Source organism: Burkholderia sp. AU33545, assembly GCF_020419685.1.
Lineage (GTDB): Bacteria > Pseudomonadota > Gammaproteobacteria > Burkholderiales > Burkholderiaceae > Burkholderia > Burkholderia diffusa.
The window spans coordinates 900,436-922,921 of sequence record NZ_JAIZRQ010000002.1; the positions used below are offsets into that span (position 1 = coordinate 900,436).

Annotated in this window: 20 protein-coding genes and 2 pseudogenes; 12 read left to right on the forward strand and 10 right to left on the reverse strand. The window is 66.1% G+C overall.

Translation table 11 applies throughout. The annotated features are described in order from the left end of the window. Nucleotides 1-120: 120 nt before the first annotated feature. The gene (locus LGM71_RS09985; protein ID WP_226114770.1) at nt 121-399 is read right to left on the reverse strand and encodes a DUF4148 domain-containing protein; all 279 of its coding nucleotides are present in this window, start codon (nt 397-399) and stop codon (nt 121-123) included. Nucleotides 400-470: 71 nt separating this feature from the next. Further along, entirely contained in the window at nt 471-815 is a 345-nt protein-coding gene (locus LGM71_RS09990; protein ID WP_059600302.1) for a DUF4148 domain-containing protein, read from the reverse strand. A 204-nt stretch (nt 816-1,019) separates the two neighbouring features. On the opposite strand from LGM71_RS09990, the gene LGM71_RS09995 reads away from it, so the two are divergent. Beyond that, nucleotides 1,020-1,709 (forward strand): aspartyl/asparaginyl beta-hydroxylase domain-containing protein, encoded by a 690-nt coding sequence (locus LGM71_RS09995; RefSeq protein ID WP_226114753.1) that lies wholly within the window; start codon nt 1,020-1,022, stop codon nt 1,707-1,709. Between the two features lie 28 nt (nt 1,710-1,737). Here LGM71_RS09995 and LGM71_RS10000 read toward each other — a convergent pair whose 3' ends face one another. Then, a complete protein-coding gene (locus LGM71_RS10000) occupies nt 1,738-2,679 on the reverse strand; it encodes a LysR substrate-binding domain-containing protein (RefSeq protein WP_226114754.1) in 942 nt (313 codons plus the stop codon). Nucleotides 2,680-2,757: 78 nt separating this feature from the next. Here LGM71_RS10000 and LGM71_RS10005 point away from each other — a divergent pair, with 78 nt between their 5' ends. The 3 genes from LGM71_RS10005 (at nt 2,758) to LGM71_RS10015 (ending at nt 4,755) form a co-directional block, all read left to right on the forward strand. Next, a complete protein-coding gene (locus tag LGM71_RS10005) occupies nt 2,758-3,156 on the forward strand; it encodes a nuclear transport factor 2 family protein (protein WP_124622221.1) in 399 nt (132 codons plus the stop codon). 124 nt (nt 3,157-3,280) lie between these two features. Beyond that, nucleotides 3,281-3,550: a MoaD/ThiS family protein gene (locus LGM71_RS10010; protein ID WP_014898460.1), complete on the forward strand. Its 270-nt coding sequence runs from the start codon at nt 3,281-3,283 to the stop codon at nt 3,548-3,550. Nucleotides 3,551-3,606: 56 nt separating this feature from the next. Further along, nucleotides 3,607-4,755: a WD40/YVTN/BNR-like repeat-containing protein gene (locus tag LGM71_RS10015; RefSeq protein WP_226114755.1), complete on the forward strand. Its 1,149-nt coding sequence runs from the start codon at nt 3,607-3,609 to the stop codon at nt 4,753-4,755. A 49-nt stretch (nt 4,756-4,804) separates the two neighbouring features. Here LGM71_RS10015 and LGM71_RS10020 read toward each other — a convergent pair whose 3' ends face one another. Then, nucleotides 4,805-5,728 carry a LysR substrate-binding domain-containing protein gene (locus LGM71_RS10020; RefSeq protein ID WP_151051178.1) on the reverse strand — a complete coding sequence of 308 codons (924 nt, stop codon included), beginning with the start codon at nt 5,726-5,728 and terminating at the stop codon, nt 4,805-4,807. Nucleotides 5,729-5,886: 158 nt separating this feature from the next. On the opposite strand from LGM71_RS10020, the gene LGM71_RS10025 reads away from it, so the two are divergent. Beyond that, nucleotides 5,887-6,312, forward strand: a complete 426-nt coding sequence (locus LGM71_RS10025; protein ID WP_226114756.1) for a PACE efflux transporter — start codon at nt 5,887-5,889, stop codon at nt 6,310-6,312. A gap of 136 nt (nt 6,313-6,448) precedes the next feature. Here the strand turns inward: LGM71_RS10025 and LGM71_RS10030 are convergent, their stop codons facing one another. From LGM71_RS10030 to LGM71_RS10045, 4 genes and pseudogenes are all read right to left on the reverse strand, one after another. Then, nucleotides 6,449-7,396 carry a choline ABC transporter substrate-binding protein gene (locus LGM71_RS10030; protein ID WP_059534053.1) on the reverse strand — a complete coding sequence of 316 codons (948 nt, stop codon included), beginning with the start codon at nt 7,394-7,396 and terminating at the stop codon, nt 6,449-6,451. Nucleotides 7,397-7,506: 110 nt separating this feature from the next. Next, nucleotides 7,507-8,508: a GlxA family transcriptional regulator gene (locus tag LGM71_RS10035; RefSeq protein WP_124629774.1), complete on the reverse strand. Its 1,002-nt coding sequence runs from the start codon at nt 8,506-8,508 to the stop codon at nt 7,507-7,509. Nucleotides 8,509-8,622: 114 nt separating this feature from the next. After that, the gene (gene choW, locus LGM71_RS10040; RefSeq protein WP_059681521.1) at nt 8,623-9,519 is read right to left on the reverse strand and encodes a choline ABC transporter permease subunit; all 897 of its coding nucleotides are present in this window, start codon (nt 9,517-9,519) and stop codon (nt 8,623-8,625) included. Next, a pseudogene (locus LGM71_RS10045) lies at nt 9,512-10,921 on the reverse strand (quaternary amine ABC transporter ATP-binding protein); the annotation flags it as partial. The pseudogene LGM71_RS10045 and the gene choW, both read right to left, overlap by 8 nt. A gap of 358 nt (nt 10,922-11,279) precedes the next feature. On the opposite strand from LGM71_RS10045, the gene LGM71_RS10050 reads away from it, so the two are divergent. From LGM71_RS10050 to LGM71_RS33375, 7 genes and pseudogenes are all read left to right on the forward strand, one after another. Continuing rightward, nucleotides 11,280-14,678 carry a DUF2339 domain-containing protein gene (locus LGM71_RS10050; protein ID WP_226114757.1) on the forward strand — a complete coding sequence of 1,133 codons (3,399 nt, stop codon included), beginning with the start codon at nt 11,280-11,282 and terminating at the stop codon, nt 14,676-14,678. After that, nucleotides 14,675-16,024 carry a DUF3999 domain-containing protein gene (locus LGM71_RS10055; RefSeq protein ID WP_226114758.1) on the forward strand — a complete coding sequence of 450 codons (1,350 nt, stop codon included), beginning with the start codon at nt 14,675-14,677 and terminating at the stop codon, nt 16,022-16,024. The genes LGM71_RS10050 and LGM71_RS10055 overlap by 4 nt, the downstream gene beginning before the upstream one ends. A 299-nt stretch (nt 16,025-16,323) precedes the next feature. Then, on the forward strand, nt 16,324-16,629 hold the full coding sequence (locus LGM71_RS10060) for an NIPSNAP family protein (RefSeq protein ID WP_059598866.1): 306 nt from the start codon (nt 16,324-16,326) through the stop codon (nt 16,627-16,629). Between the two features lie 311 nt (nt 16,630-16,940). Then, a complete protein-coding gene (locus LGM71_RS10065; protein WP_124629771.1) occupies nt 16,941-17,591 on the forward strand; it encodes an NADPH-dependent FMN reductase in 651 nt (216 codons plus the stop codon). Between the two features lie 225 nt (nt 17,592-17,816). Next, on the forward strand, nt 17,817-18,035 hold the full coding sequence (locus tag LGM71_RS10070) for a hypothetical protein (protein WP_006749916.1): 219 nt from the start codon (nt 17,817-17,819) through the stop codon (nt 18,033-18,035). 82 nt (nt 18,036-18,117) lie between these two features. Beyond that, entirely contained in the window at nt 18,118-19,020 is a 903-nt protein-coding gene (locus LGM71_RS10075; protein WP_226114759.1) for a ferritin-like domain-containing protein, read from the forward strand. A 1,068-nt stretch (nt 19,021-20,088) separates the two neighbouring features. Then, nucleotides 20,089-20,175, forward strand: a pseudogene (locus LGM71_RS33375) (ESPR domain-containing protein); the annotation flags it as partial. A gap of 209 nt (nt 20,176-20,384) precedes the next feature. Here LGM71_RS33375 and LGM71_RS33380 read toward each other — a convergent pair. Further along, nucleotides 20,385-20,630, reverse strand: coding sequence for a DNA-directed RNA polymerase II (locus LGM71_RS33380; RefSeq protein WP_413226858.1), 246 nt, complete (start codon nt 20,628-20,630; stop codon nt 20,385-20,387). A gap of 219 nt (nt 20,631-20,849) precedes the next feature. Beyond that, a partial coding sequence (locus tag LGM71_RS33385) for a hypothetical protein (RefSeq protein WP_413226859.1) occupies nt 20,850-22,486 on the reverse strand: 1,637 nt, incomplete at its 5' end.

Sequence of the window (22,486 nt, forward strand, 5' to 3'; positions counted from 1 at the left end):
GGCGCGCGATCGACGGCCTCGCCGTCCGTGCAATTCGGCCAGGCCGCGTGCCGCGAACGACATGCGTATCGCCGTACCGCGAACACGTCGGCCTGAAGACACACACGTACATGTCGACACCTAGTTGTCGGTCTGCACCGGCATGACGGAAGCCGGCGCCGGCGCGGCGGGCAAAGCCGCCATCCTCGCCCGATCCTGCTCGGCGAGCTTCGCCAGCGCGGCCTGAATGTCCGCGGGATATTCGCCGTCGTCCCCCTTCGACGGATCGTAGCCCGCCGCTTCCAGACGAATCAGTTCCTCGCGAACCTGGGCGCGTGTGAGCGGCGCATTCGATTGCGCGAATGCAGCTTGACCAGATATCACGCCGATCATCATCAGTAGTGCGATACATGTTTTCATCATCAACTCCTTCAATCTTGCGCGGCGATCAACCTTCGTGGATTTCGGGCCGGCCGCGGCAGTCCGCTACGTCAGCTTCCGAAATACGGCGTGCAGAAGCTCTCGGGGCCCACGCACGCGGCCGAACGCGGACGCGACGGCAGTACCGTCGGCCTTCCCGCATCCGAAGTCGCGGCCGGATCGCTGCCGACCGCCGTTTCGGCCTGATGCCGAGGCATCTGTTCGGCTTGCTGCTGGAACAGCGGGCTCACGTCCGGATACGACGTATCGGTCACGAAGCGCAGCCCGTTGTTTTCGGCGTCGATCAGTTGCTGCCTGACCTGCGCGCGCGTCAGTGCCTGTGCCGACGCTTGCGGCGCGATACCCGCGAGAGAAATCGCCGCCACGGCGGCGGCCACCAGCCAATGCGTGTTCATGTTCCACTCCTTGAGAAGTCAACGAGACGACGTGCTACACCCGTATGACGACGCTGGGTGTCCGTTTATTCCCGGAATGGCGAACCGCTTGTGCCGGACGTTCATCGAACTGTCATTCTTTCGTCAGCCGGCGTAACCTGACGTAACGCAAGCCCCACCGCGCGTGGGGCAGACTGACGACACCTTGTGGATCGCGCCTCGATCATGTCCGTCGCTTACGACTATGCAGCCGGCCTGCTTCGCGCACTGTTCGACCGTCATATCGACAGCGGTGCCGTGCTCGACTCGGCCATGTTCCCCGACGCCGAGCGATTCGTCCGCGCGTGGCCGGCCATTCGCGCGGAAGCGCTGGCCGTCGCGCGCGACCTGCCGCGCATCCCGCGTTTCCACGAGATCATGCGCGAGCAGCACGACATCTCGGCCAACGATGCGCGCGACTGGCGGATGTTCATCATGCAGGCTTACGGCCAGCCGTTCCCGCGCAACCTGTCGCGCTGCCCGACCGTCGCGTCGATCGTCGCGGCGTCGCCGGACGTGTTGTCCGTGTCGCTGTCGTTCCTCGCGCCCGGCAAACACATCCCGCCGCATCGCGGGCCGTTTCGCGGCATCCTGCGCGGCTATCTCGTGCTGTCGATGCCGAAGCGCGCCGACGGCACGCCGGCCGCGGTGCTGAAGGTCGACGGTCATGAATATCGGCTCGAGGAAGGCCGTTTCCTTCTGTGGGACGACACGTTCGTGCACGAGGTATGGAACGACAGCGATGAAGTGCGGATCGTGCTGCTGCTCGATATCCGACGGCGTGGCATGCCGCGCTTGCTCACGTGGGTGTCGAATGCGGTGATCGGCGTCGTGCGGCTCGGGATCAGGATTCGCGGGCGGTCGATTCCGATTTAGCGAACCGCACGGCGCACGCCCTTCGCGGTCAATCCTCGCGCGCGAGACGCGTCAGAACCTCCGCGAGCGCTTGAATCGCGGGTTGCGCGGCGCGCTGCGCCGGGTAGACGAGGTAGTAACCCAGACCGTTGCGCACCACGTCCGGAAACGGCGTGACCAGCGCGCCGGCAGCCAGCCGATCCGCCGCCATGCGCGGATCGCCGATCGCGACGCCGTGCGCGTGAGCCGCGGCCGTCAACGTCAGTTCGAGCGTATCGAATACGAGCCCGGTGCCCGGGTCGATCTGCGTTGCGCCGACGGCGTCGAGCCAGCATCGCCATTCGTCGCGATTGCGCGCGGGATGCAGCAGCGTCGCATGCGCGAGATCGGCGAACGACTTCAACGACGTGCCTGCGTCGCGCGTGCACATCGGCGTAAGGCACTCGTCGAATAAAGGCACGACCACCATTCCCGGCCAGTTTCCGGTACCGCGCACGACGATGGCATCGAAATCGGCGTCGGTGAAATCCGGTGTGTCGTCTGCCGACGTGTGAATACGCAATTCGGTTCGCGGCAACGCGTGATTGAGGGCCGAGAGCCGCGGCAGCAGCCACCGGATCGCGAACGTGGAAGGCAAGCGCAACGTCAGGGTCGACGCGGAATCCGCATGGGCATGCGCGTGTTGCGCCAGTTGCGCGAGCACGTTGACGGCCACCGTCAGCAACGCGCCGCCTTCCGCGGTCAGCGTCAATCCCGACGGATGACGGACGAACAACGCACATCGGTAGTGCGCTTCCAGTTGCTGCACCTGACGGCTCACCGCACCCTGGGTCCGGCACAGATGCTCGGCGGCCCGGTTGAAACTGCCGAGTTCGGCGGCGGCGACGAACGCCTGGAACGCCGTCAGCGGCGGCAGCGCACGCGTCAGATCCGCCAGCGGATATGCGCGGGCGACATACCCGGGTTGCGGATTATTCGTTTGTTCGGTCATCGCGGCATCGCTATCGTGGTTGAACCGGTTCGCGGCGGCTGTCGCGGCAGGCTCGTCAACAATCAGCGGAGAAATACCATGGTCTCGTCGTCCGACGCACTATACACGCGGCAGGTCGATACCTACCTGAAAGCACTCGAACGCGGCGACGTCGCCGAGATCTGCGCGCTGTTCGCGCCGGATGCACGGATATTCTCGCCGTTTCTCGGCTGGATGGCGCCGCAGCCCTTCTTCGAAAAAGTCGCGGCGGCATCCGGACAAAGCCGGATCACGCCGCTCGACATCTGCGTCAGCACGACGGGCGCACGTCGGGCCACCGGCTATTTCGTCTACGACTGGGGACTGAAGGACGGCTCCGAGGTGCGGTTCGAGTGCGTCGACGTCTTCGAATTCGACGACGACGCGCGCATCGAGCGCATGGTCATCATCTACGACACGCATCCGGTGCGAAGTACCGTCGGCGACAAATATGCATAGCCGGATCATGGCGCGACGCAGCAACGTCGTCGCGCCGCCGGCCGTACGGCAAATGTCGCTGCTGGCCCGATCGATCGCCTACACTACAGACCGTCCCCCCGCGCGGCTCCTGCCAGCCACTGCCATGGCCCACCTCTTCTTCGCGGCGTCGATCCAGCGCCATATCGAGACGCCCGAGCGCGACATCGACGCACGGACGCTCGGCGAAGCGCTTGAAACCGTCTTCGGCGAGCAACCCCGGCTGCGCGGCTATATCGTCGACGACCAGGGTGCGCTGCGAAAGCACCTGTCGGTGTTCATCGACGGCCAGCCGGTACGCGACCGGCAACACTTGTCCGATGCGCTCGGCGATGCCAGCCGCGTCTATGTCGTGCAGGCGCTGTCCGGCGGATAAAGGGACGCATCTCCATCGAAACAAGCGCCCGGTCGGACTTCCTGGAGACACCCGACATGAACGATCGACTGCTCGTCGCGACCCGCAAGGGCCTGTTCGTGCTGCACCCCGACGGCAAAGGCGGCTGGTCGCTCGGCGAGCCGCACTTCATCGGCGAACTCGTCAGCATGGCGCTGGCCGACCCGCGCGACGGCACGCTGTATGCGGCGCTCAATCTCGGCCATTTTGGCGTCAAGCTGCATCGCCGGCGCACCGGTGCCGCCGCCTGGGAAGAATGTGCAGTCCCCGTCTATCCACCGCAGCCCGCCGACGCGCCTCGCGTTAACGCCGACACACACACAGGCGCCGGCGATTCGGATGACGAAGCGCCTGCCCCGCCGCGCCCACCCTGGACGCTTCAGCAGATCTGGTCGCTCGAAGCAGGCGGCGCCGACGAGCCGGGCGTATTGTGGGCAGGCACGATACCGGGCGGACTGTTCCGCTCCGACGACGGCGGCGATTCGTGGGTGCTCAACCACGCGCTATGGAACCGCCCGGAGCGTGCCGAGTGGTTCGGCGGTGGCTACGATGCAGCCGGCATTCATTCGGTGATGGTCGATCCGCGCGACAGCCGGCACGTGACGATCGGGATTTCGTGCGGCGGCGTCTGGCAGACCTTCGACGGCGGCGCGACCTGGCGCGTCAGCGCCGACGGCATGGAGGCCGACTACATGCCGCCCGAGCGGCGCGGCGAACCCAACGTGCAGGATCCGCACCGTGTCGTCCAGTGCGCGGCCGCTCCCGATGTGCTGTGGACTCAGCATCACTGCGCGATCTTCCGCTCGACCGACGGCGCAGCGCACTGGCAGCGGATCGAAGCGCAGCCGTCGAGCTTCGGCTTCGCGGTCGCCGTGCATCCGGCAGATCCCGACACCGCATGGTTCGTACCGGCGGTGAAGGATGCGTGCCGGATTCCGGTGAACGGCCGGTTCGTCGTCACGCGCACGCGCGACGGCGGCCGCAGCTTCGAGAGCCTGTCGAACGGGCTGCCGCCCGCGCCGGCCTACGACCTCGTGTATCGGCACGGGCTTGCGGTGGACGACTCCGGCACGCGTCTCGCGATGGCGTCGACGACGGGAGGGTTATGGACGTCCGGCGACGGCGGTGAAAACTGGCGACAGGTCTCCGCGCATTTGCCGCCGGTGTATTGCGTGCGTTTCGGGTAACGAAGGACCCGAACGCCTCACAGCGGAATGCAGGCGCCGGACCGTTGCTTCACATTCGCGGCGCGATTCGGGCCACCGCCCCACGCGTGCGCGCGATCTCCGCTTCGAGCCACTCGAGAAACCGCCTGACCTGCGGCTCGCGTTCCCGCCCGGGCCGGCATAGCGCGACGAAGCGTGCGCCGGCGAGCCGCACCGACGGCTCGATCGGCATCAACGCCCCGCGCTCGACGTGCTCGGCAACCAGCACGGAACTGAGCAGCCCGACACCCTGCCCGTGCAATACCGCCTGCAACGCGTAATGCTCGTCGTCGTAGTGACGGAACACCGCGCGTTCGAGCCACACGCCCCGGCCCGCCGCACGACACCACGAGGCCCAATCGATCGACACCGGCAGCGGCGTATCCCACACGGTCTCGATCAAATCGAGGCGCTCATCCGAACGATGCGCATCGAACCCGGTAGCCGCATACGCGCCAAAATACTCGTCGATCAGCGCAATCTCGTGCAGTGCCGGAAACGTGCGCGACGTCGCGCGAATCGCGAGATCGATTCGCGCGTCGCGTTCGAGATCGGCGAGCGTGTTGCCGGTCTCGACCTTGATGTTCAATTGCGGATCGACCTGCCGAAACCGGCCGAGGCGCGGAATCAGCCACATCGCTGCAAACGCCGGCGTAGTCGTCAGCACGAGCGTGCGCTCATCGGCCGCTTCGGGCCTCACCGCGTCGAGCCCGCGGCTCAGCGCAAGCAGTGCATCGTGACTCGCGCGAAACAGGCGCTCGCCCTCCTCCGTGAGCCGCACGCCGCTCGCGCCACGTTCGAACAGCAGCACGCCGATCCGGCTTTCGAGCGACTTGATCTGATGCGACACGGCCGCGGGCGTCACGGACAACTCGTCCGCCGCAGCCTTGAACGAGCCGAGCCGTGCCGACGACTCGAATACACGCAATGCGGTCAGGGGAATTTTCGAGAACACGGGGCCTCGCGGGCCGGGTCCGGCCGGGTTGAATTCGATTCAATCCGGGTGAGATTAGGTGAATTGAAGCGCTCGCGCAACGCACGTAGCCTTGCGGGACGTCGTGGCACCGTGCCGCGCAAGCAACCGTCGAGTCACCGTCGAACCGGAGAAACAACGTGCAAGGCCTACAGCGCAGGATCACGCAGGCAGTGCTCTACGAAGCGATCGCCATTTCCTGCATCTCGCCTGCGATCGCGGCGATCTTCAAGCAGGGCCTCGTCTATTCGGGCGCGCTGTCCACAACGATGTCCGCGATCGCGCTGCTGTGGAACATGATCTTCAACGCGCTGTTCGAGCGCTGGGAAGCGTCGCGCCGGCAGCCGAGGCGCACGCTCGCGCGGCGAATCCTGCATGCGACCGGATTCGAGGGCGGGCTGATCTTCATTCTCGTGCCGGTCGTGTCGTGGTGGCTCGACATCTCGTGGTTCGACGCGTTCGTCGTCGACATCGGGCTGTTCGCGTTCTTCTTCTGCTACGCGTTCGTGTTCCAGTGGGCATTCGATCGCGTGTTCGACGTGCCGGCGGCGACGAAGGAATCGTGACGTTCGTTCGCGGCCCGGCGCTTCGTCGATCGGCTCCAGGCCCGAAAACAACGCGGCCCGCCCGCGCGATACGGGAGGGCCGCGTTTCATCACGCCGGCGCGCCGCCTTCAGCGAGCGCGCCGTTCGTCTCGTCGCTCAATGCACGCCGAGATACGCCTTCACCGCCGGCAGACCCGGCTTGCCGTCGATCGTCGTCACGCCCGCGAGCCACTTGTCGAGCGCCTGCGGATTCGCCTTCAGGTACTCGGCCGCGGCCTTGTTCGGATCCTCCTTGTTCATGATCGGCACCATCACGTGATTCTCGATCGTCGTCGTGAACTGCAGGTTCGACACGAACTTCGCGACGTTCGGGCAGCGCTGCGCGTAGTCGGGCGGCGTGGCCGTCAGCACCTTCGCTTCGCCGTAGTTCGGGCCGAACACGTCGTCGCCGCCGCTCAGGTAATCGATCTTCATCTGCACGTTCATCGGATGCGGTTCCCAGCCGAGGAACACGATCCACTGCTTGTCGCGGATCGCGCGATTCACCTCGACCAGCATCCCGGCCTCGCTCGACTCGACCATCTTGAACTTGCCGAGGCCGAACTGGTTGCCGTCGATCATCTTCTTGATCAGCAGATTGCCGTCGTTGCCCGGTTCGATCCCGTAGATCTTGCCGTTGAGCTTGTCCGCGAATTTCTGGATGTCGGCGAACGACTTCAGGCCGCCCTGGTACACGTAGTCGGGCACCGCGAGCGTGTATTTCGCGCCGGTCAGGTTGGGCGTTGCGAGCACCTTGATCGTGCCGGCCTTCGTGAACGGCTGGATGATCGGATCCATCGTCGGCGACCAGTAGCCGAGGAACACGTCAATCTGCTTGCTCTTGATGCCCGCGAACGTGATCGGCACCGACGCGATCGTCTTGGTCGGCGTGTAGCCGAGCCCCTGCAGCATCGTCGATGCGAGACCGGTGGTGGCCGCGATGTCGGACCAGCCGACGTCCGCGAAGCGCACGTTCTTGCATACGGGCGGGTCGGCCGCATAAACCGCCGACATCGGCGCTGCAATCCCGATCCCGCATGCCGCTGCGATCAATAGGCGCTTCATCTGTCTTCTCCTCAAAGTGACGTCGTTTTTCATGGGTGCGGGATCGAGTGTTGAAACCGCGTGCCGAGATCCCGGCGGCGTCGCGGACCGAATGGCTCGCGCGGGTCGCGTCAGCGCCCCGGCAACCGTCGCTCGTAGCTCGGCGCGTGACCGAATTGCGCGCGATACGCCTTGCTGAAATGACACGGCGAATGGAATCCGCACGTCGTCGTCACGCGCGCGATCGATGCGTCGGTCGTGCGCAGCAGGTCGCGCGCGCGTTTCAGACGCAGCGTCAGGTAATAGTGGGTGGGCGACACATTCAGGTAAACCTTGAACATGCGCTGCAGGTGCCGCTGCGAAAGCCGCACGAGCCGCGCGAGTTCCTCGAGCGAAAGCGGCTCCTCGATGTTCGCCTCCATCAGTCGCACGACCTCGATCAGCTCCGCGCGCGAGAAACCGACGCGCGCATCGACGGGAATCGGCTGCGTGTCGGTCGAACTGCGGATGCGCTCCAGGATGAACTGCTCGGACACCTGCGCGGCGAGCTGCTGGCCGAAACGCATGCCGACGAGGTTCAGCATCAGGTCGAGCGGCGCGGTGCCGCCGGTGCAGGTGAGCCGGTCGCGATCGACGACGAACAACTCGTCGGCGAACCCCACCCGCGGAAACTCCGCATGCAGCGCGGACAGGTTCTCCCAGTGCACGGTGCAGCGATAGCCGTCGAGCAGACCGCCCGACATCAGCGCATACGCACCTGTGCAGATGCCGCCCAGCGGCAGCCCGCGCTCGGCGAGCGCGACGAGCGTGTCGCGCGCGCCGTCGTCGACCACGTCGCGGATGCGGATCCCGCCGCACACGATCATCACGTCAGGCAGGTTCGTGTAGTCGAGCGCCTGGGTCGGCCGCACCGCGATGCCGTTGCTGGCATGCACGGGCGCACCGTCGAGCGAATAGATCGACCACTGGTAGTGGTCGGATCGCCCGACGTAGTTCGCCATCCGAAGCACTTCGACAGCGCTCGAGAACGCGATCATCGAGAAATTCGGCAGCGTCAGGAAGCCGAAATGGGCAAGGGACGAAACCGGTGAAACGCAAGCGGCGGGCACGGCGGCAGCGGCGGCGGACGTCACATCGGGCTCCTGGCGAATTGAGCAGGTTGCACGCGGCCAGCCCCGTGGCAAACGCCACGGAAGCCGGTATCGAATCAGGGGAGGCGGCCGGAGGGCGAACCGGCCGCCGGTTGCTTACGCTTGCGCGGGCGTGGCCTTCGCGCGGAGCAGTTGCTTCAGGCCCGAGAACAGCGGTGCTTTCACGGTGCCCGGCGCGCGGCCGAAGCTCTCGGTGATACGGTCGAGAATGATCGCGAGCAGCACGACCGACAGACCGCTTTCGAAGCCGAGGCCGATGTCGAGGCGCTGGATACTTGCAAGGACGTCGTTGCCGAGGCCGCCCGCGCCGACCATCGATGCGATGATCACCATCGACAGCGCCATCATGATCGTCTGGTTCACGCCCTGCATGATCGACGGCAGCGCGTTCGGGAACTGGACCTTGTACAGCAGCTGCCACGGCGTGCAACCGAATGCCTGGCCTGCTTCGACGATCTCGCGGTTCACGTGACGGATACCGAGGCTCGTCAGGCGCACGGCCGGCGGCATCGCGAAAATCACCGTCGACAGGATCCCCGGCACGCGGCCGAGACCGAACAGCATCGCGGCCGGAATCAGATACACGAATGCCGGCATCGTCTGCATCAGGTCGAGGATCGGACGCACGATCGCGGCGACCCACTTGCTCTTCGCCGCCCAGATGCCGAGCGGAATGCCGAGCACGAGGCTGACGATCGTCGACGACAGCGTGAGGCCGAGCGTGATGACCGTCTGGTCCCAGAAGCCCGTCGCGAAGATCAGCAGCAGCGACGCGGTGGTGAACAGCGCGAAGCGCCAGCCCACGCGCCACAGACCGACACCGATGAAGATCGCCATCATCAGCCACATCGGGATCGCCTGCAGGCTGTGCTCGACGAATGCGGCGAGGCCCTCGATCGCGCGGCCGATCGTATCGAACGTCGCCGCGTCATGGTCGAGCAAGTAGTGAACGGACTGGTCGACCCAGCTACCGAGCGGAATCATTTCAGACATGGGAGCCTCGCGAGCGCGTGATGGCCTTCAGGATAAGTGCGCGGTCGACCGAGCCGCAGTAGCAGCCGTCGTCATCGACGACGGGCAGTGCATTCGGGCTCGCGACGACGCGCGCGACGACATGTTCGAGCGACGCATCGCGCCGGATGCTTTCGATCGGCCGCACGGACGGCGTGTCCTGACCGATCGCCTCGCGCGTGACGAAGCCGCGGATCTTGCGGGCGGCGTCCAGCACGAACGCGTATTCGGCACTGCCGTTCAGCGTCGCCGCGACGTTCGCGGCATCGCACTTCGACATGGTCGGCACGGCGCCCGTCTGCATCAGGTCGCCCGCCGTCAGATAGCGGCTCGTGTCGATGCCGTCGAAGAACGCGCGCACGTAGTCGTCGGCCGGGTTCGCGATGATGTCCTGCGGCGTGCCGACCTGCACGAGCCTGCCGCCTTCCATGATCGCGATGCGGTTGCCGATGCGCAGCGCCTCTTCCAGATCGTGCGACACGAACATGATCGTGCGGCGCTGTTCCTTCTGCAGTTGCAGCAGCACGTCCTGCATTTCACGGCGCTTGAGCGGATCGAGTGCGGAGAACGCCTCGTCCATGATCATCAACGACGGATTCACGGCCAGCGCGCGGGCCAGGCCGACGCGCTGCTGCATGCCGCCCGACAGCTCGGACGGCAGCTTGTGCGAGAACGGTGCGAGACCGACCTGCTCGAGCACCTCCATCGCACGGCGTTCGCGTTCCTTCTTGCCGATGCCTGCGACCTCGAGGCCGAACGCGGCATTCGATACCACGGTGCGATGCGGCATCAGCGCGAACGACTGAAACACCATGCTCATGTCCTTGCGGCGCAGCGCCGTCAGGGCGGAGCGGCGTGCCGACGCGACGTCGAGCCCGTCGATCAGCACCTTGCCGGCGCTCGGATCGACCAGCCGGTTCACGAGGCGGATCAGCGTGGATTTGCCGGAGCCGGACAGGCCCATCAGCACGAATATTTCGCCTTCCTGCACGTCGAACGATACGTTGTGCACACCGACGACCTGACCGGTACGCTTGAGCACATCATCTTTCGTCGCGCCGGCAGCGAGCATGTCGAGTGCCTGCTGCGGGTTGCTTCCAAATACCTTGCACAGACCTTCGACCACGACCTTGGGGGCATCCATCGAAACCTTCTCCTCGTGTAGCGGGGACTCACGCGTCGCATAGCGTGCCTACATAGTTGCCAGAAAAAACCCCGACCTGCCGACGAATTACGACAAACGCTTGCGCAAATACGACACACCCGGCAGCCACGCCACGCGGGGCGCGGCGCTCGGCGGCACTCGATTGCGGCGATGCAATACGCGCAAGGCCAATAACGGCGGGCATCTCGAGCATGACTTGTGCGCAGCAGCGCGACGCGCAAGCGGTGTCGTTTTGCATCAACCCGCGGAGGCCGCGCGTCGCTTTGCGACAATTCCACGTCCGATCGGACGACCTCGTCTGCCCCGTTCGTGCGAAAAGAATGGTCGTACGAAACCCCGCATCGCGAACGTGCGACAGCCACGATTCGCAGCCCGCCCGCAACCCAGAAAATCCCCCATGGCCATTGTGATACATTGCCGGCAAACACGCTGATCGCGACGTCGCCGCGCGCCTTGGCCGTGGCGCTGCGCCGACGGCGTGCGCATGCCGGTTCGCCTGCCGGCCATACTGAAACAGCCTCGATCGAGCCGCGCGCCGATCGAAGGACGATAACGAAATGAGAGAGGGAGCAAGGCGATGAATTGGGCTTTTGCCGCAATCGGTTTCATCGTGGGCGGTATCGCCGCATTGTTCGGGGATTTCTCTGCCGCCAACGGCACGCTGCTCGGCGCGGCGGTGGGGTTCTGCATCGGTCACGCGCTGCAGCAACGCAAGCGCAAGAGCGGCGGCACGATACCCGACGCATTCGCGATTTACACCAATCCCGCGACACCGCAACCCGCTCCCGTGCCGCTCGCCGATCGCGTCGCGCGCCTCGAAGCGACGGTCGACACGCTCACGCGCGAGCTCGATGTGCTGCGCGGTCAACTCGCGGGCGCGAAGGCCGGTGCCGCCACGACCGGCAGCGCCGCGCAAATGGCACCGGCGATGCCCGCCACCGTCACGCCTTCACCCGCCGCAATGCCGCCGCGGCCGTCCGTGCAGCCGGCCGTCGCGCGCGCCGGCGTGACGCCGTCGACGTCCATCCCGGCTCCCGCACCGGCAGTCGCCACGCGGACGAGCGACGCGACCGCCGCTGCCGGCGCGCCGACGCATCCGCCCGCGACGACTTCGCCATCTGCCCCTCCCGCCCCGCCGAAACCCCGCGAACCCGGCATCGCCGAACGCGCGTTCCGCGCCGCGCGCGACTGGCTGCTCGGCGGCAATACGGTCGTGCGCGTCGGCATCATCGTGCTGTTCTTCGGCGTCGCTTTCCTGCTCAAGTACGCGGCCGACAACAACATGCTGCCGATCGAATTCCGCCTGGCCGGCACGGCACTCGCCGCGGCGGCGCTCCTGGCGATCGGCTGGCGCGTGCGTGCGCGCCGCGCGGCATACGGCCTCGTGCTGCAGGGCGGCGGCATCGGCATCCTGTACCTGACGATCTTCGCCGCGACCAAGCTCTACGCACTGCTGCCGGTCGGCGCGGCGTTCCCGCTGATGGTCGCGGTGTGCGCGCTGAGCGCGTTCCTCGCGGTGAAGCAGAACGCGCTGCCGCTTGCATTCATGGGCAGTGCGGGCGGCTTTCTCGCGCCGGTGCTGCTGTCGACCGGCCACGGCAGCCATGTCGCGCTGTTCAGCTACTACGCATTGCTGAACGCCGGCATCTTCGCGATCGCATGGTTCAAGGCCTGGCGTCCGCTGAACCTGCTCGGTTTCGTGTTCACGTTCACGATCGGCTCGGCGTGGGGCGTGACGGCGTACCGCCCCGCGCTGTTCGCGACCACCGAACCGTTCCTGATCCTGTTCTTCCTGATGTATGTCGGCATCGCGCTGCTGTATGCGGTGAAACGCGAACTGGCGCTGCGCCACTACGTGGACGGCACGCTCGTGTTCGGCACCCCGATCGTCGCGACGGCGCTGCAGGCGGCGCTCGTGAAGGACATGCCGTTCGGGCTCGCGTGGAGTTCGGTCGCGCTGTCGGCGTTCTACGTCGCGGTCGCCGCATGGCTCGCGCGGCGCCGCGACCGTCTCGCGTTGCTGTTCGAAGCGATGCTCGCGCTGGCGGTGATCTTCGCGACGCTCGCGGTGCCGCTCGCATTTTCGGGCCCGACGACGAGTGCCGCGTGGGCGATCGAAGGCGCGGCGATCGTGTGGGTCGGCGTGCGCGAGAAACGCCTTGCGCCGTTCGGCTTCGGCCTGCTGATGCAGATCGCCGCAGCCGGCGCATTCTTCACGAGCCTGCTCGGGCCGGCCGACACGAACGCGCTGCCGGTGCTCAACAGCCCGTATATCGCGATGCTGCTGATCGCGCTCGCCGGGCTGTTCACAGGCTGGTGGCTGCACGGGCGCGACGAAGCGCGCGCGTGGCACGCATGGATGCCGGACGTCGGCGCGGCAGCCGCGGCCTGGGGGCTGCTGTGGTGGCTAAGCGGCGGGCTGCACGAGATCCTCGTCTATGCGAGCCGCCACGTCGATCTGCATGCGGACCGCTTCGTCGTCGACGCGACCGCGCTGTTCGCAGCCGGCACCGCATGGCTTGCACACGTCGGGCGCCGCAAGCTCGCGTGGCCGATCGCAGAATGGCCCGCACTCGCGCTGGCGCCGGTGCTCGCGCTGCTCGCATTGCGCGCGTTCGATGCGCACGAGGCACCACTGTCTGGCATGGGCGCGTTCGCGTGGCCGATCGCCGTCATCGCATGCTATGCGCTGCTGCTGCGTCAGTCGCGCGGCACGGCGGCGGCTGGCCCGGTCGCGGGCGCGACGGGCACGTCGGCCGTGGCGGCCCTCCCCGCCCCGGTGATCGCGCCGCTGCACACGCTGATGTTCTGGACGTTGTGCGGACTATTCTCGCTCGAAGGCTTCTGGCGCCTGCGCGCGTTCGTGCCCGAAGGCGCGTGGAGCTGGAGCGCGTGGGCCTACGGCTTCGGCGCGCTGCTTCTGCTGGTTTCGGGCCCCGGCTCCCGCCTGCGCTGGCCCGTCGCCGCGTTCCCGCGTGCGTATCAGGTGTGGGGGGCCGCGCCGCTCGCCGCGCTGCTGTGGCTGTGGAGCATCGCCAGCGTGACGAGCGACGGCGATGCGTCGCCGCTATTCTGGCTGCCGCTCCTCAATCCGCTCGACGTCGCGCAACTGCTGATCTTCGTCGCGTTCGCGACCTGGCTGCGCCGCCTGAAGACGCTCGGTGTCGTCTGGCATCCACTCGCGGCCGACCTGGCGGCGCTCGCGACCGTGTTCCTGTGGTTCAACGCGCTGCTGCTGCGCACGCTGCATCACCGTTTCCACCTCGCCTACGACATCGACGCCGTGCTGTCGTCGTTCGGCATTCAGCAGGTGTTCATGGTCGGCTGGAGTCTGTTCGCGTTCGCCGGCATGTGGCTGACGCGCCGCGACGGCATCGCGCGCGTGTGTGCGCTCGCGTCCTTGCCGCTGATCGTCGTGATGTGGGGCTGGACCTTCTACGCGAACTTCACGCAGGACGGCGGCAGCTGGGCGCGCGTCCCGCTGCTCAATCCGCTCGACCTCGTGCTCGTGGTGGTCTATGCGCTCGCCGCGTCGTGGTTCGTGCGCGCGCGCAAGCTCGGCTGGTCGTTCGGCAACTACCGCGTCGAGTTGCTCGGCGCGGCCGGCGCGACGGCCTTCCTGTGGCTGAACGCGATCCTGTTGCGCACGCTGCATCACTGGACCGGCGTGCCGTACGCGTTCGATGCAATGGCGGAATCGACGCTCGTGCAGGCGTCGGTTTCCGTGTACTGGACACTCTGCGCGCTCGCGACGATGATCTGGGCCACGCGCCGCGGGTTGCGTCCGCTGTGGTTCGTCGGCGCCGCGCTGCTCGCGCTCACGGTGATCAAGCTGTTCCTGTTCGACCTGTCGCACGTCACCGGCATCGAACGTATCGTGTCGTTCATCGGTATCGGCATCCTGCTGCTGTTGATCGGCTATTTCTCGCCGCTGCCGCCGAAGGCCGCGGCCCAACGGGATGATCACCAACCATGAAGCGACTCGCAGCCCTGCTCGGCCTGAGCCTGCTGACGTCGTTCGCGGCGGCCGACGGCACGCCCGGTGCCGAACGCGTTGCCCAACGCTTCTCGCTGGATCTCGACGGCACCGCCGCGTATTACCAGCTGACCGTGCCGCAGGCCGTCTATGCGGCCAGCCGGCGTGACGATCTCGGCGACGTGCGCATCTTCAACGGCAACGGCGAACCCGTGCCCTACTCGCTCGATACGCCAGCGGCGGCGGCCGTGCCGCCGTCGCGCACGCCGGTGCAGTGGTTCCCGCTGCCGCCGGCGCGCGCCGACGACGGGCACGCACCGCTCGGCGTGTCGGTTGCGCCGGACGGCTCGCTGCGCGCAGCCGTCACCGCGCCGGCGCGCGCGAAGCATGCGGCCGATCTCGTCGACCTGTCGCACGCGGACGGCGAGGTCGACGCACTGCTCGTGCACATCAGCGACGACAGCTACCAGGGGCGTGTCGCAGTCGCGGCGAGCGACGATCTGCGCAGCTGGCGCTCGCTCGGCAGCACGCAATTGCTGAAGGTCGGGCGCGGCGGCGACATGCTGATGCAGGAACGCATCGCGCTCGAAGGCACAGGGCCGCGCTACCTGCGGCTCGACTGGCTCGACGGCGCGCCCTCGATCGCGTCGATCGAGACCGAAACGCGACCGCACGATGCACGCACGGCGGACAGCGCGGCCGTGCCGCGCCAATGGCGCGAAGCCGCGCACGTGCGGGCCGGCAGTGCGCCCGGCGAGTATCTGTTCGACACCGACGGCGCTTATCCGGTCGACCGCGTGCGCATCGGCCTTCCACAGCCGAATACGGTTGCGCGCGCAACGCTGCAGAGCCGCCCCGACACGCAAACGCCGTGGCGCGACGTCGCCGGCGGGGTGCTGTTCCGGCTGCAGGGCAAGGGAGGCGAACAGCGCAACCCGCCGCTGGCGTTCGCGTCGAACCCGGATCGCGCGTGGCGAATCGTCGTCGACATGCGCAACGGCGGGCTCGGCGGCGGCCAGCCGTCCGTCGTGGTCGGCTGGCATCCGGCCGCCCTGACGTTCGTCGCGCGCGGCACGCCGCCGTTCACGCTCGGCGTCGGCAATGCGTCGCTGCCTTCGTCGGCCGTGGGCCGCGATGCGCTGCTGGTCGGGATGGCGCCGGAAGTGCGGCCCGCGCGCGTCGGCGCGGCCCTGCCGGTCTCGGCGGCCCCGTCGGAGCCGGCCGCCGATAATGACGCGATCCGCCGTTACGTGCTTTGGGGGGCGCTGGTCGTTGCGGTCGGCGTGCTCGGCACCATCGCATGGCGCCTCGCGCGCGGCAGCGACACGCACACACGCGACGATTGATACCACGCCGGCACGACGAATCAGGCCGCAGTCGCGCGCTGCGAGGCGTCGCAAGAAGTGAAACGATGGTGCGACGGTGTGCATGCGCATGCGTTCGGCGCCGTCGAACACGTGGCCGCACTCACCGATCGTTGCGCCCGCAAGCAGTCCATGACGCGCACGTCGGCGTCGACGCAAGTCGGCACGCGCGAAACCTTGCCCGCGACGCACGAAGCGGGCACGAGCGCGGCCGGCTCCTCGTTGACACGCCCGGTGACGCGATCCAGACTCGCTGATCCTCAACAGCACCGCGAGCGCCCATGGTCACCTGCTTCCTTCGCTACGTCATCGATCCGTACAAACTCGAGCAGTTCGAAACCTACGGCAAGATGTGGATTCCGCTCGTCGAGCAATTCGGCGGCACGCATCACGGCTACTTCCTGCCTTCCGAAGGTGCCAGCAACATCGCGCTTGCGATGTTCTCGTTCCCGAGCCTCGCCGAATACGAGCGCTACCGTGAGCGCTCGAAAACCGATCCCGCCTGCCAGGCCGCGTTCCGGTATGCAGAGGAAACGCGCTGCATCGTCAGCTACGAGCGCAGCTTCTTCCGGCCGGTGTTCGCGTAACGCCGCATAACGCCCGCGCATCGCACCCCCTTTCCGGCGCCGGACGAAAAAAAGCCCCGCCTGCATCCGCGCGGCGGGGCCAACCCATGTCAGTAGAGACATCATGGAGGAGACGGGCCCATCTTATCGAACGCGGCACGCCGTCCCAACCAAGCATTTCTGCTATCCATCTGCGTCGCCGCGCGCACGTTCGCCCCGCGTGCATGGCATATCGATAGAACGAAAAGTCGTTTTCAGAGTGGCGGCGGGGTCGTTACCATCTGGTTTTAAGCCTGTGCTTAGCCGGGCAAGCCATCCTCTAGGAGCGCCCCTTGACTGCATTCGATCAACACCGCCGCCCGTTCGTGGTCGGCATCGGCGGGACCACCCGAGCCGCGTCGTCGACCGAGCGCGCGCTGTCGTTCGCGCTGCGCGGCGCGCAGGCCGCCGGCGCACGCACGCGACTGTTCGACGGCCCGTTCCTGCATACGCTGCCGCACTACGCCCCCGAACACAAGACGCTGACCGACGCGCAGCGAGAGCTGATCGACACCGTGCGCGAAGCCGACGCGATCATCATCGCGACGCCCGGCTATCACGGCGGCGTGTCCGGCCTCGTGAAGAACGCGCTCGACACGCTCGAGGAACTGCGCGCCGACGAGCGCCCGTACCTCGACGGCCGCGCGGTCGGCCTGATCGTCACGGCCTACGGCTGGCAGGCCGCCGGCACCGTGCTGACGTCGCTGCGTTCGATCGTCCACGCGCTGCGAGGCTGGCCGACCCCGTTCGGCGCCACCGTGAACACGCTCGAAACGCGCTTCGACAGCGCCGACAGTTGCTCGGATCCGAAGGTCGTCGCGCAGCTCGAAACCGTCGGCTCGCAAGCAGCCGAATTCGCGCTCGCGTTCGCGTCGCATCGCGCGGCCGCGCATGCCGCATCGGTCGACGCGCTCGCCCCCGTGCTGAAGATCGCCAACCAGTAACCCCAGCCTCCCCGCCGCCCGCGCCCGGCCGACGACGTTCGCCGCGCGCGGGCGCGCGTGTCCGGCCGTCCGGCGCGCATCGCAACGTCGTCCCCCATGCTTCATGCCGGCTCGCCGCGCCGATAACGATCCGGCCCGCCACGTGATTTGCATTGGCCGAAAGATTGGTTCACGCGTGCCGCGCGTTTTCGTACGCTGAAAGCCCGAACCTTCCATGCGCACGCCATGAACCGCACGATCCGCTACAAGGGCTACGAAGTCGCCCCCGCTGCCGCCCGGCTGCCGAACGGGCTGTTCGCCGCGAACCTGACGATCGAGAAGGCAAGCGGCGGTCCGTCGCCGCGCGCCGTGTCGTTCGACGCGATCGATTTCTTCTTCGAAGAGGAGCACGCGCTGGCGTACGCGTCGCGCTGGGGGCGCCTCTGGGTCGACACGCAGGCCTGAGCGCAGCGCGGGGCGGCTCGAAAATACGCGATTACGAAAGCTATGCAAAAATCTTTCGACTCGTAATCGCATAACAACAGCCATGTCCGACACGCTGCTGAAAGACCATGCAGCGGCAGATCACGCCATGCGCAACTGGACCTTCAAGCACCAGGGTCCGGTCAGGATCGGTTCCGATGCGCACCGGCAGATGTTCTGCCACATGCTGCTCGATACGCACAATCCGTACAAACCGGCCGTCATCGACTGGCCACCGCTCAAGCCCGACGAACTCAAGCGGCTCACGTCGCTGCCGATCTGGGACATCGCCGTGCAGACCGAAGGCCGCGCGTCGATCCGCGTCGCCACCTTCGCGGCGACCGTCGGCGATCCGCTGTTGCGCCAGGCGCTCGAGATGGACGGCGCCGAGGAGGCACGGCACAAGGTCGTACTGTCGAAGCTGGTGCAGGCATACGGCATCGCGCTCGCCCCCGAGCCGCCCTATCCGGCACCGAACGACCCCGAGTGGTCGTGGATGGTGACCGGCTTCAGCGAGTGCATCGACAGCTTCTTCGCGTTCGGCCTGTTCCGCTCGGCGCAGCGCTCCGGCTTTTTCCCGCCCGAACTCGTCGACACCTTCGAACCCGTGATCCAGGAGGAAGGCCGGCACATCCTGTTCTTCGTGAACTGGTATGCGTGGTACTGGCGGAGTTTGCCGTGGTGGCGCCGGCCGTGGTTCTTCGCACGGGTTGCGGCCGTGTGGGCGTTCCTGATCCGGGAACGCATCGGCATCGCGCGCGGGATCGATGCGGACGGCGTCGCGCACGACGCGAACTTCCCGGCGACGAGCACCGCCGACATCGGCGATGCGCTCAACCCGCGCGAACTGATCGAACTGTGCCTCAGCGAGAACGACCGGCGGATGGCCGGGTACGACAAACGGCTGCTGCGCCTGATGTTCGTGCCGCGCATGGCGCGCCTCGCGCTGCGATTCCTGAGGAAATAAGGCCGCGGCGGCAGGTTTCCGGCGTCGCCTTGTCCGGGGCGATTTACTGCATCGCCCGGACCGGGTAGCACAACCGCGACGTGCGGCCGCGACCGCCGTCGGCACGGCGGCACACACTGTCGGACGGAGACGAGCCCCCTCCGGCTCGCATCCCGCGTTGACTGGTGCGACGTCACGCCAGCCAACGCCCCCCCCTCCGCCCGACAGTGCTGATCCGACGCGCTTGCACGTCGTCTTTCCTCCCGCGGCATGTCCGCCCTCGCCAGCAAGTCCGAGTCACCGTGGCTCAAATCTGACGTTCCCTGCTCGCTGCTCCCGTTGCCCTCAACCCGCGGTCTCCGACCGTCGTCGTGGACGATCCGGCACGTCGTCCAATTCGCCTCCGAACCCATCACACGAAATACGTCAATAGGGCAGATTCCACTCGGGAATCCCAATGGCTGAGTCAATGCCCAGGTAGCATTTTTTTACAACTTCGTGACGCCGGCCGCCGGGGAAGGCCCGTCCCACGGGCGAGTGCGTCCGGCGAAATGCGCAAACCAGCATAGCCAGACAATCCTTTCTTCATGTTTTTTTGATTTTCTAGAAAACTCCGTAAATGCAATTAAAAACCCGACGCAAATCTCAAATTAACAAGTTAACAAGACCGCCGGATCCATTCGAGCTAGCACACTATCAAATATTACAATCCAGAAAGGCAAACGTTTGCCGCAAACGTTTGTCGTTTAACTTGTCTTACTTTTTGTGTCTGGCGATGTGTAACGTGACACACACAAATCACCTATATCTTTGATTTTTATGGTTTTTTTACACGAACCGCCGAACCAGGAGGCACCCTTCACTCAACATTCCACGCATTTTTAATTTTCTTACACTCGGATATATCAAAACGCGATGCATTAACAATTTTTTAACTTTCAAAGCATTCAATTTTTCACTTCTTGTCAATCTCAAAATACCTCCTCAAATAAACTCCGCCCATCAATTTTGAGATTCGCGCGAGCGCACGGCAAATTCATCTAACGAAAGAGACCGGTGTGTGGCGTGCTTATTTGGAGGTAGTAGGACATGAACCGCACATACCGCTCGATCTGGAACGAAGCTCTTGGCGCCTGGGTCGCAGCATCCGAACACGATTCGGCACGGGGCAAGCCGAACAAGTCCGCCGTCGTAAAGGTCGTGGCAACCGTCGCGCTCGTCGCGGGAGCGGCCGCCGGCAACGTTGCGCACGCGCAGTATTTCGCCGGCGGCGGCACGTCGACCGGCGCCCAGGCAATTGCCATCGGCGGTAACGGAGGCAGCCAGACAACGGCCAGCGGCGCGACCTCGATTGCGATCGGTGCGAATGCGACGGCGTCCGGCAGCTATTCGCAGGCATTCGGCCAGGCCACGACGGCGTCCGGCTCAAGCGCGATCGGCATCGGCTCCGGCGCGAAGGCGCTCAACACGGGCGCGACCGCCGTCGGCAACGACTCGACCGCATCGGGCTCGAGCTCGATCGCGATCGGTGGCGGCAACAGCACGGGCACGGGCGGTGCGGTGGCGGCAGGCACCAACTCGATCGCGCTGGGCCGGTTTTCGAACGTCAACTCGGCGACGACGTCAGGCATCGCAATCGGTTCGAATGCGACCGTCACGTCGGTCGGTACCAACGGCACCGCGCTCGGTTCGGGTGCCACTGCAGCCGGCTCCGGCGCATCCGCGATCGGCAACGGCGCAACGGCGACGGGCACCAACGCGATCGCGCTCGGCGGCACGGCCAACTACGCATCCAGCGTCGCGATCGGTGCAGGCAGCGTGACCGGCGCGGCAGCGCCGACGGGAACGGGCTATCTGACGGGCAGCGCCGCGCCGACGTCGGAAGTGTCGGTCGGCAGCTCGACGGCCCTGCGTCGCATCACGAACGTCGCCGACGGCTCGGCACCGCAGGACGCGGTCACCGTGGTCCAACTCAGCACCGGGATGAGCACGACGACGAGCGCGATCAGCAGCTTGTCGACGTCGGCGTCGACCGGCCTCTCCTCGGCCAATAGCTCGATCAGCTCGCTGTCCACGTCGACTTCGACCGGCATCAATTCGCTGTCCACGGGCCTCAGCTCGACCAACAGCTCGGTTACGTCGCTGTCGTCGTCAACGTCGACCGGACTCTCGTCGGCTAATAGCTCGATCAGTTCACTGTCCACGTCGACTTCGACGGGGATCAACTCGTTGTCCACGGGCCTCAGCTCGACCAAGAGCTCGGTCGCGTCGCTGTCGACCTCCACGTCGACCGGCCTCTCGTCGGCCAATAGCTCGATCTCGTCGCTGTCCACGTCGACTTCGACGGGCATCAACTCGTTGTCCACGGGCCTCAGCTCGACCGATAGCTCGGTTACGTCGCTGTCGACCTCCACGTCGACGGGTCTCTCGTCGGCTAATAGCTCGATCAGTTCGCTCTCCACGTCGACTTCGACCGGCATCAACTCGTTGTCCACGGGCCTCAGCTCGACCAACAGCTCGGTCACGTCGCTGTCGTCGTCCACGTCGACGGGCCTCTCGTCGGCTAATAGCTCGATCAGCTCGCTCTCCACGTCGACTTCGACCGGCATCAACTCGTTGTCCACGGGCCTCAGCTCGACCAACAGCTCGGTCACGTCGCTGTCGTCGTCCACGTCGACCGGCCTCTCGTCGGCAACCAGCTCGATCAGCTCGCTGTCCACCTCGACTTCGACGAGCATCAACTCGTTGTCCACGGGCCTTAGCTCGACCAACAGCTCGGTGGCGTCGCTGTCGACCTCCACGTCGACCGGCCTCTCCTCGGCCAATAGCTCGATCAGCTCGCTGTCCACCTCGACCTCGACGGGCATCAACTCGCTGTCCACGGGCCTGAGCTCGACCAACAGCTCGGTTACGTCGCTGTCGACCTCCACGTCGACTGGCCTCTCGTCCGCCAATAGCTCGATCAGCTCGCTGTCCACCTCGACCTCGACGGGTATCAACTCGCTGTCCACGGGCCTGAGCTCGACCAACAGCTCGGTCACGTCGCTGTCGTCGTCCACGTCCACCGGCCTCTCGTCGGCAACCAGCTCGATCAGCTCGCTCTCCACCTCGACCTCGACGGGCATCAACTCGTTGTCCACGGGCCTGAGCTCGACCAACAGCTCGGTTACGTCGCTGTCGACCTCCACGTCGACTGGCCTCTCCTCGGCAACCAGCTCGATCAGCTCGCTCTCCACGTCGACCTCGACCGGCATCAACTCGTTGTCCACGGGCCTGAGCTCGACCAACAGCTCGGTTACGTCGCTGTCGTCGTCCACGTCGACCGGCCTCTCGTCGGCAACCAGCTCGATCAGCTCGCTCTCCACGTCGACTTCGACGGGCATCAACTCGCTCTCCACGGGCCTGAGCTCGACCAACAGCTCGGTGACGTCGCTGTCGACCTCCACGTCGACTGGTCTCTCGTCGGCAACTAGCTCGATCAGTTCGC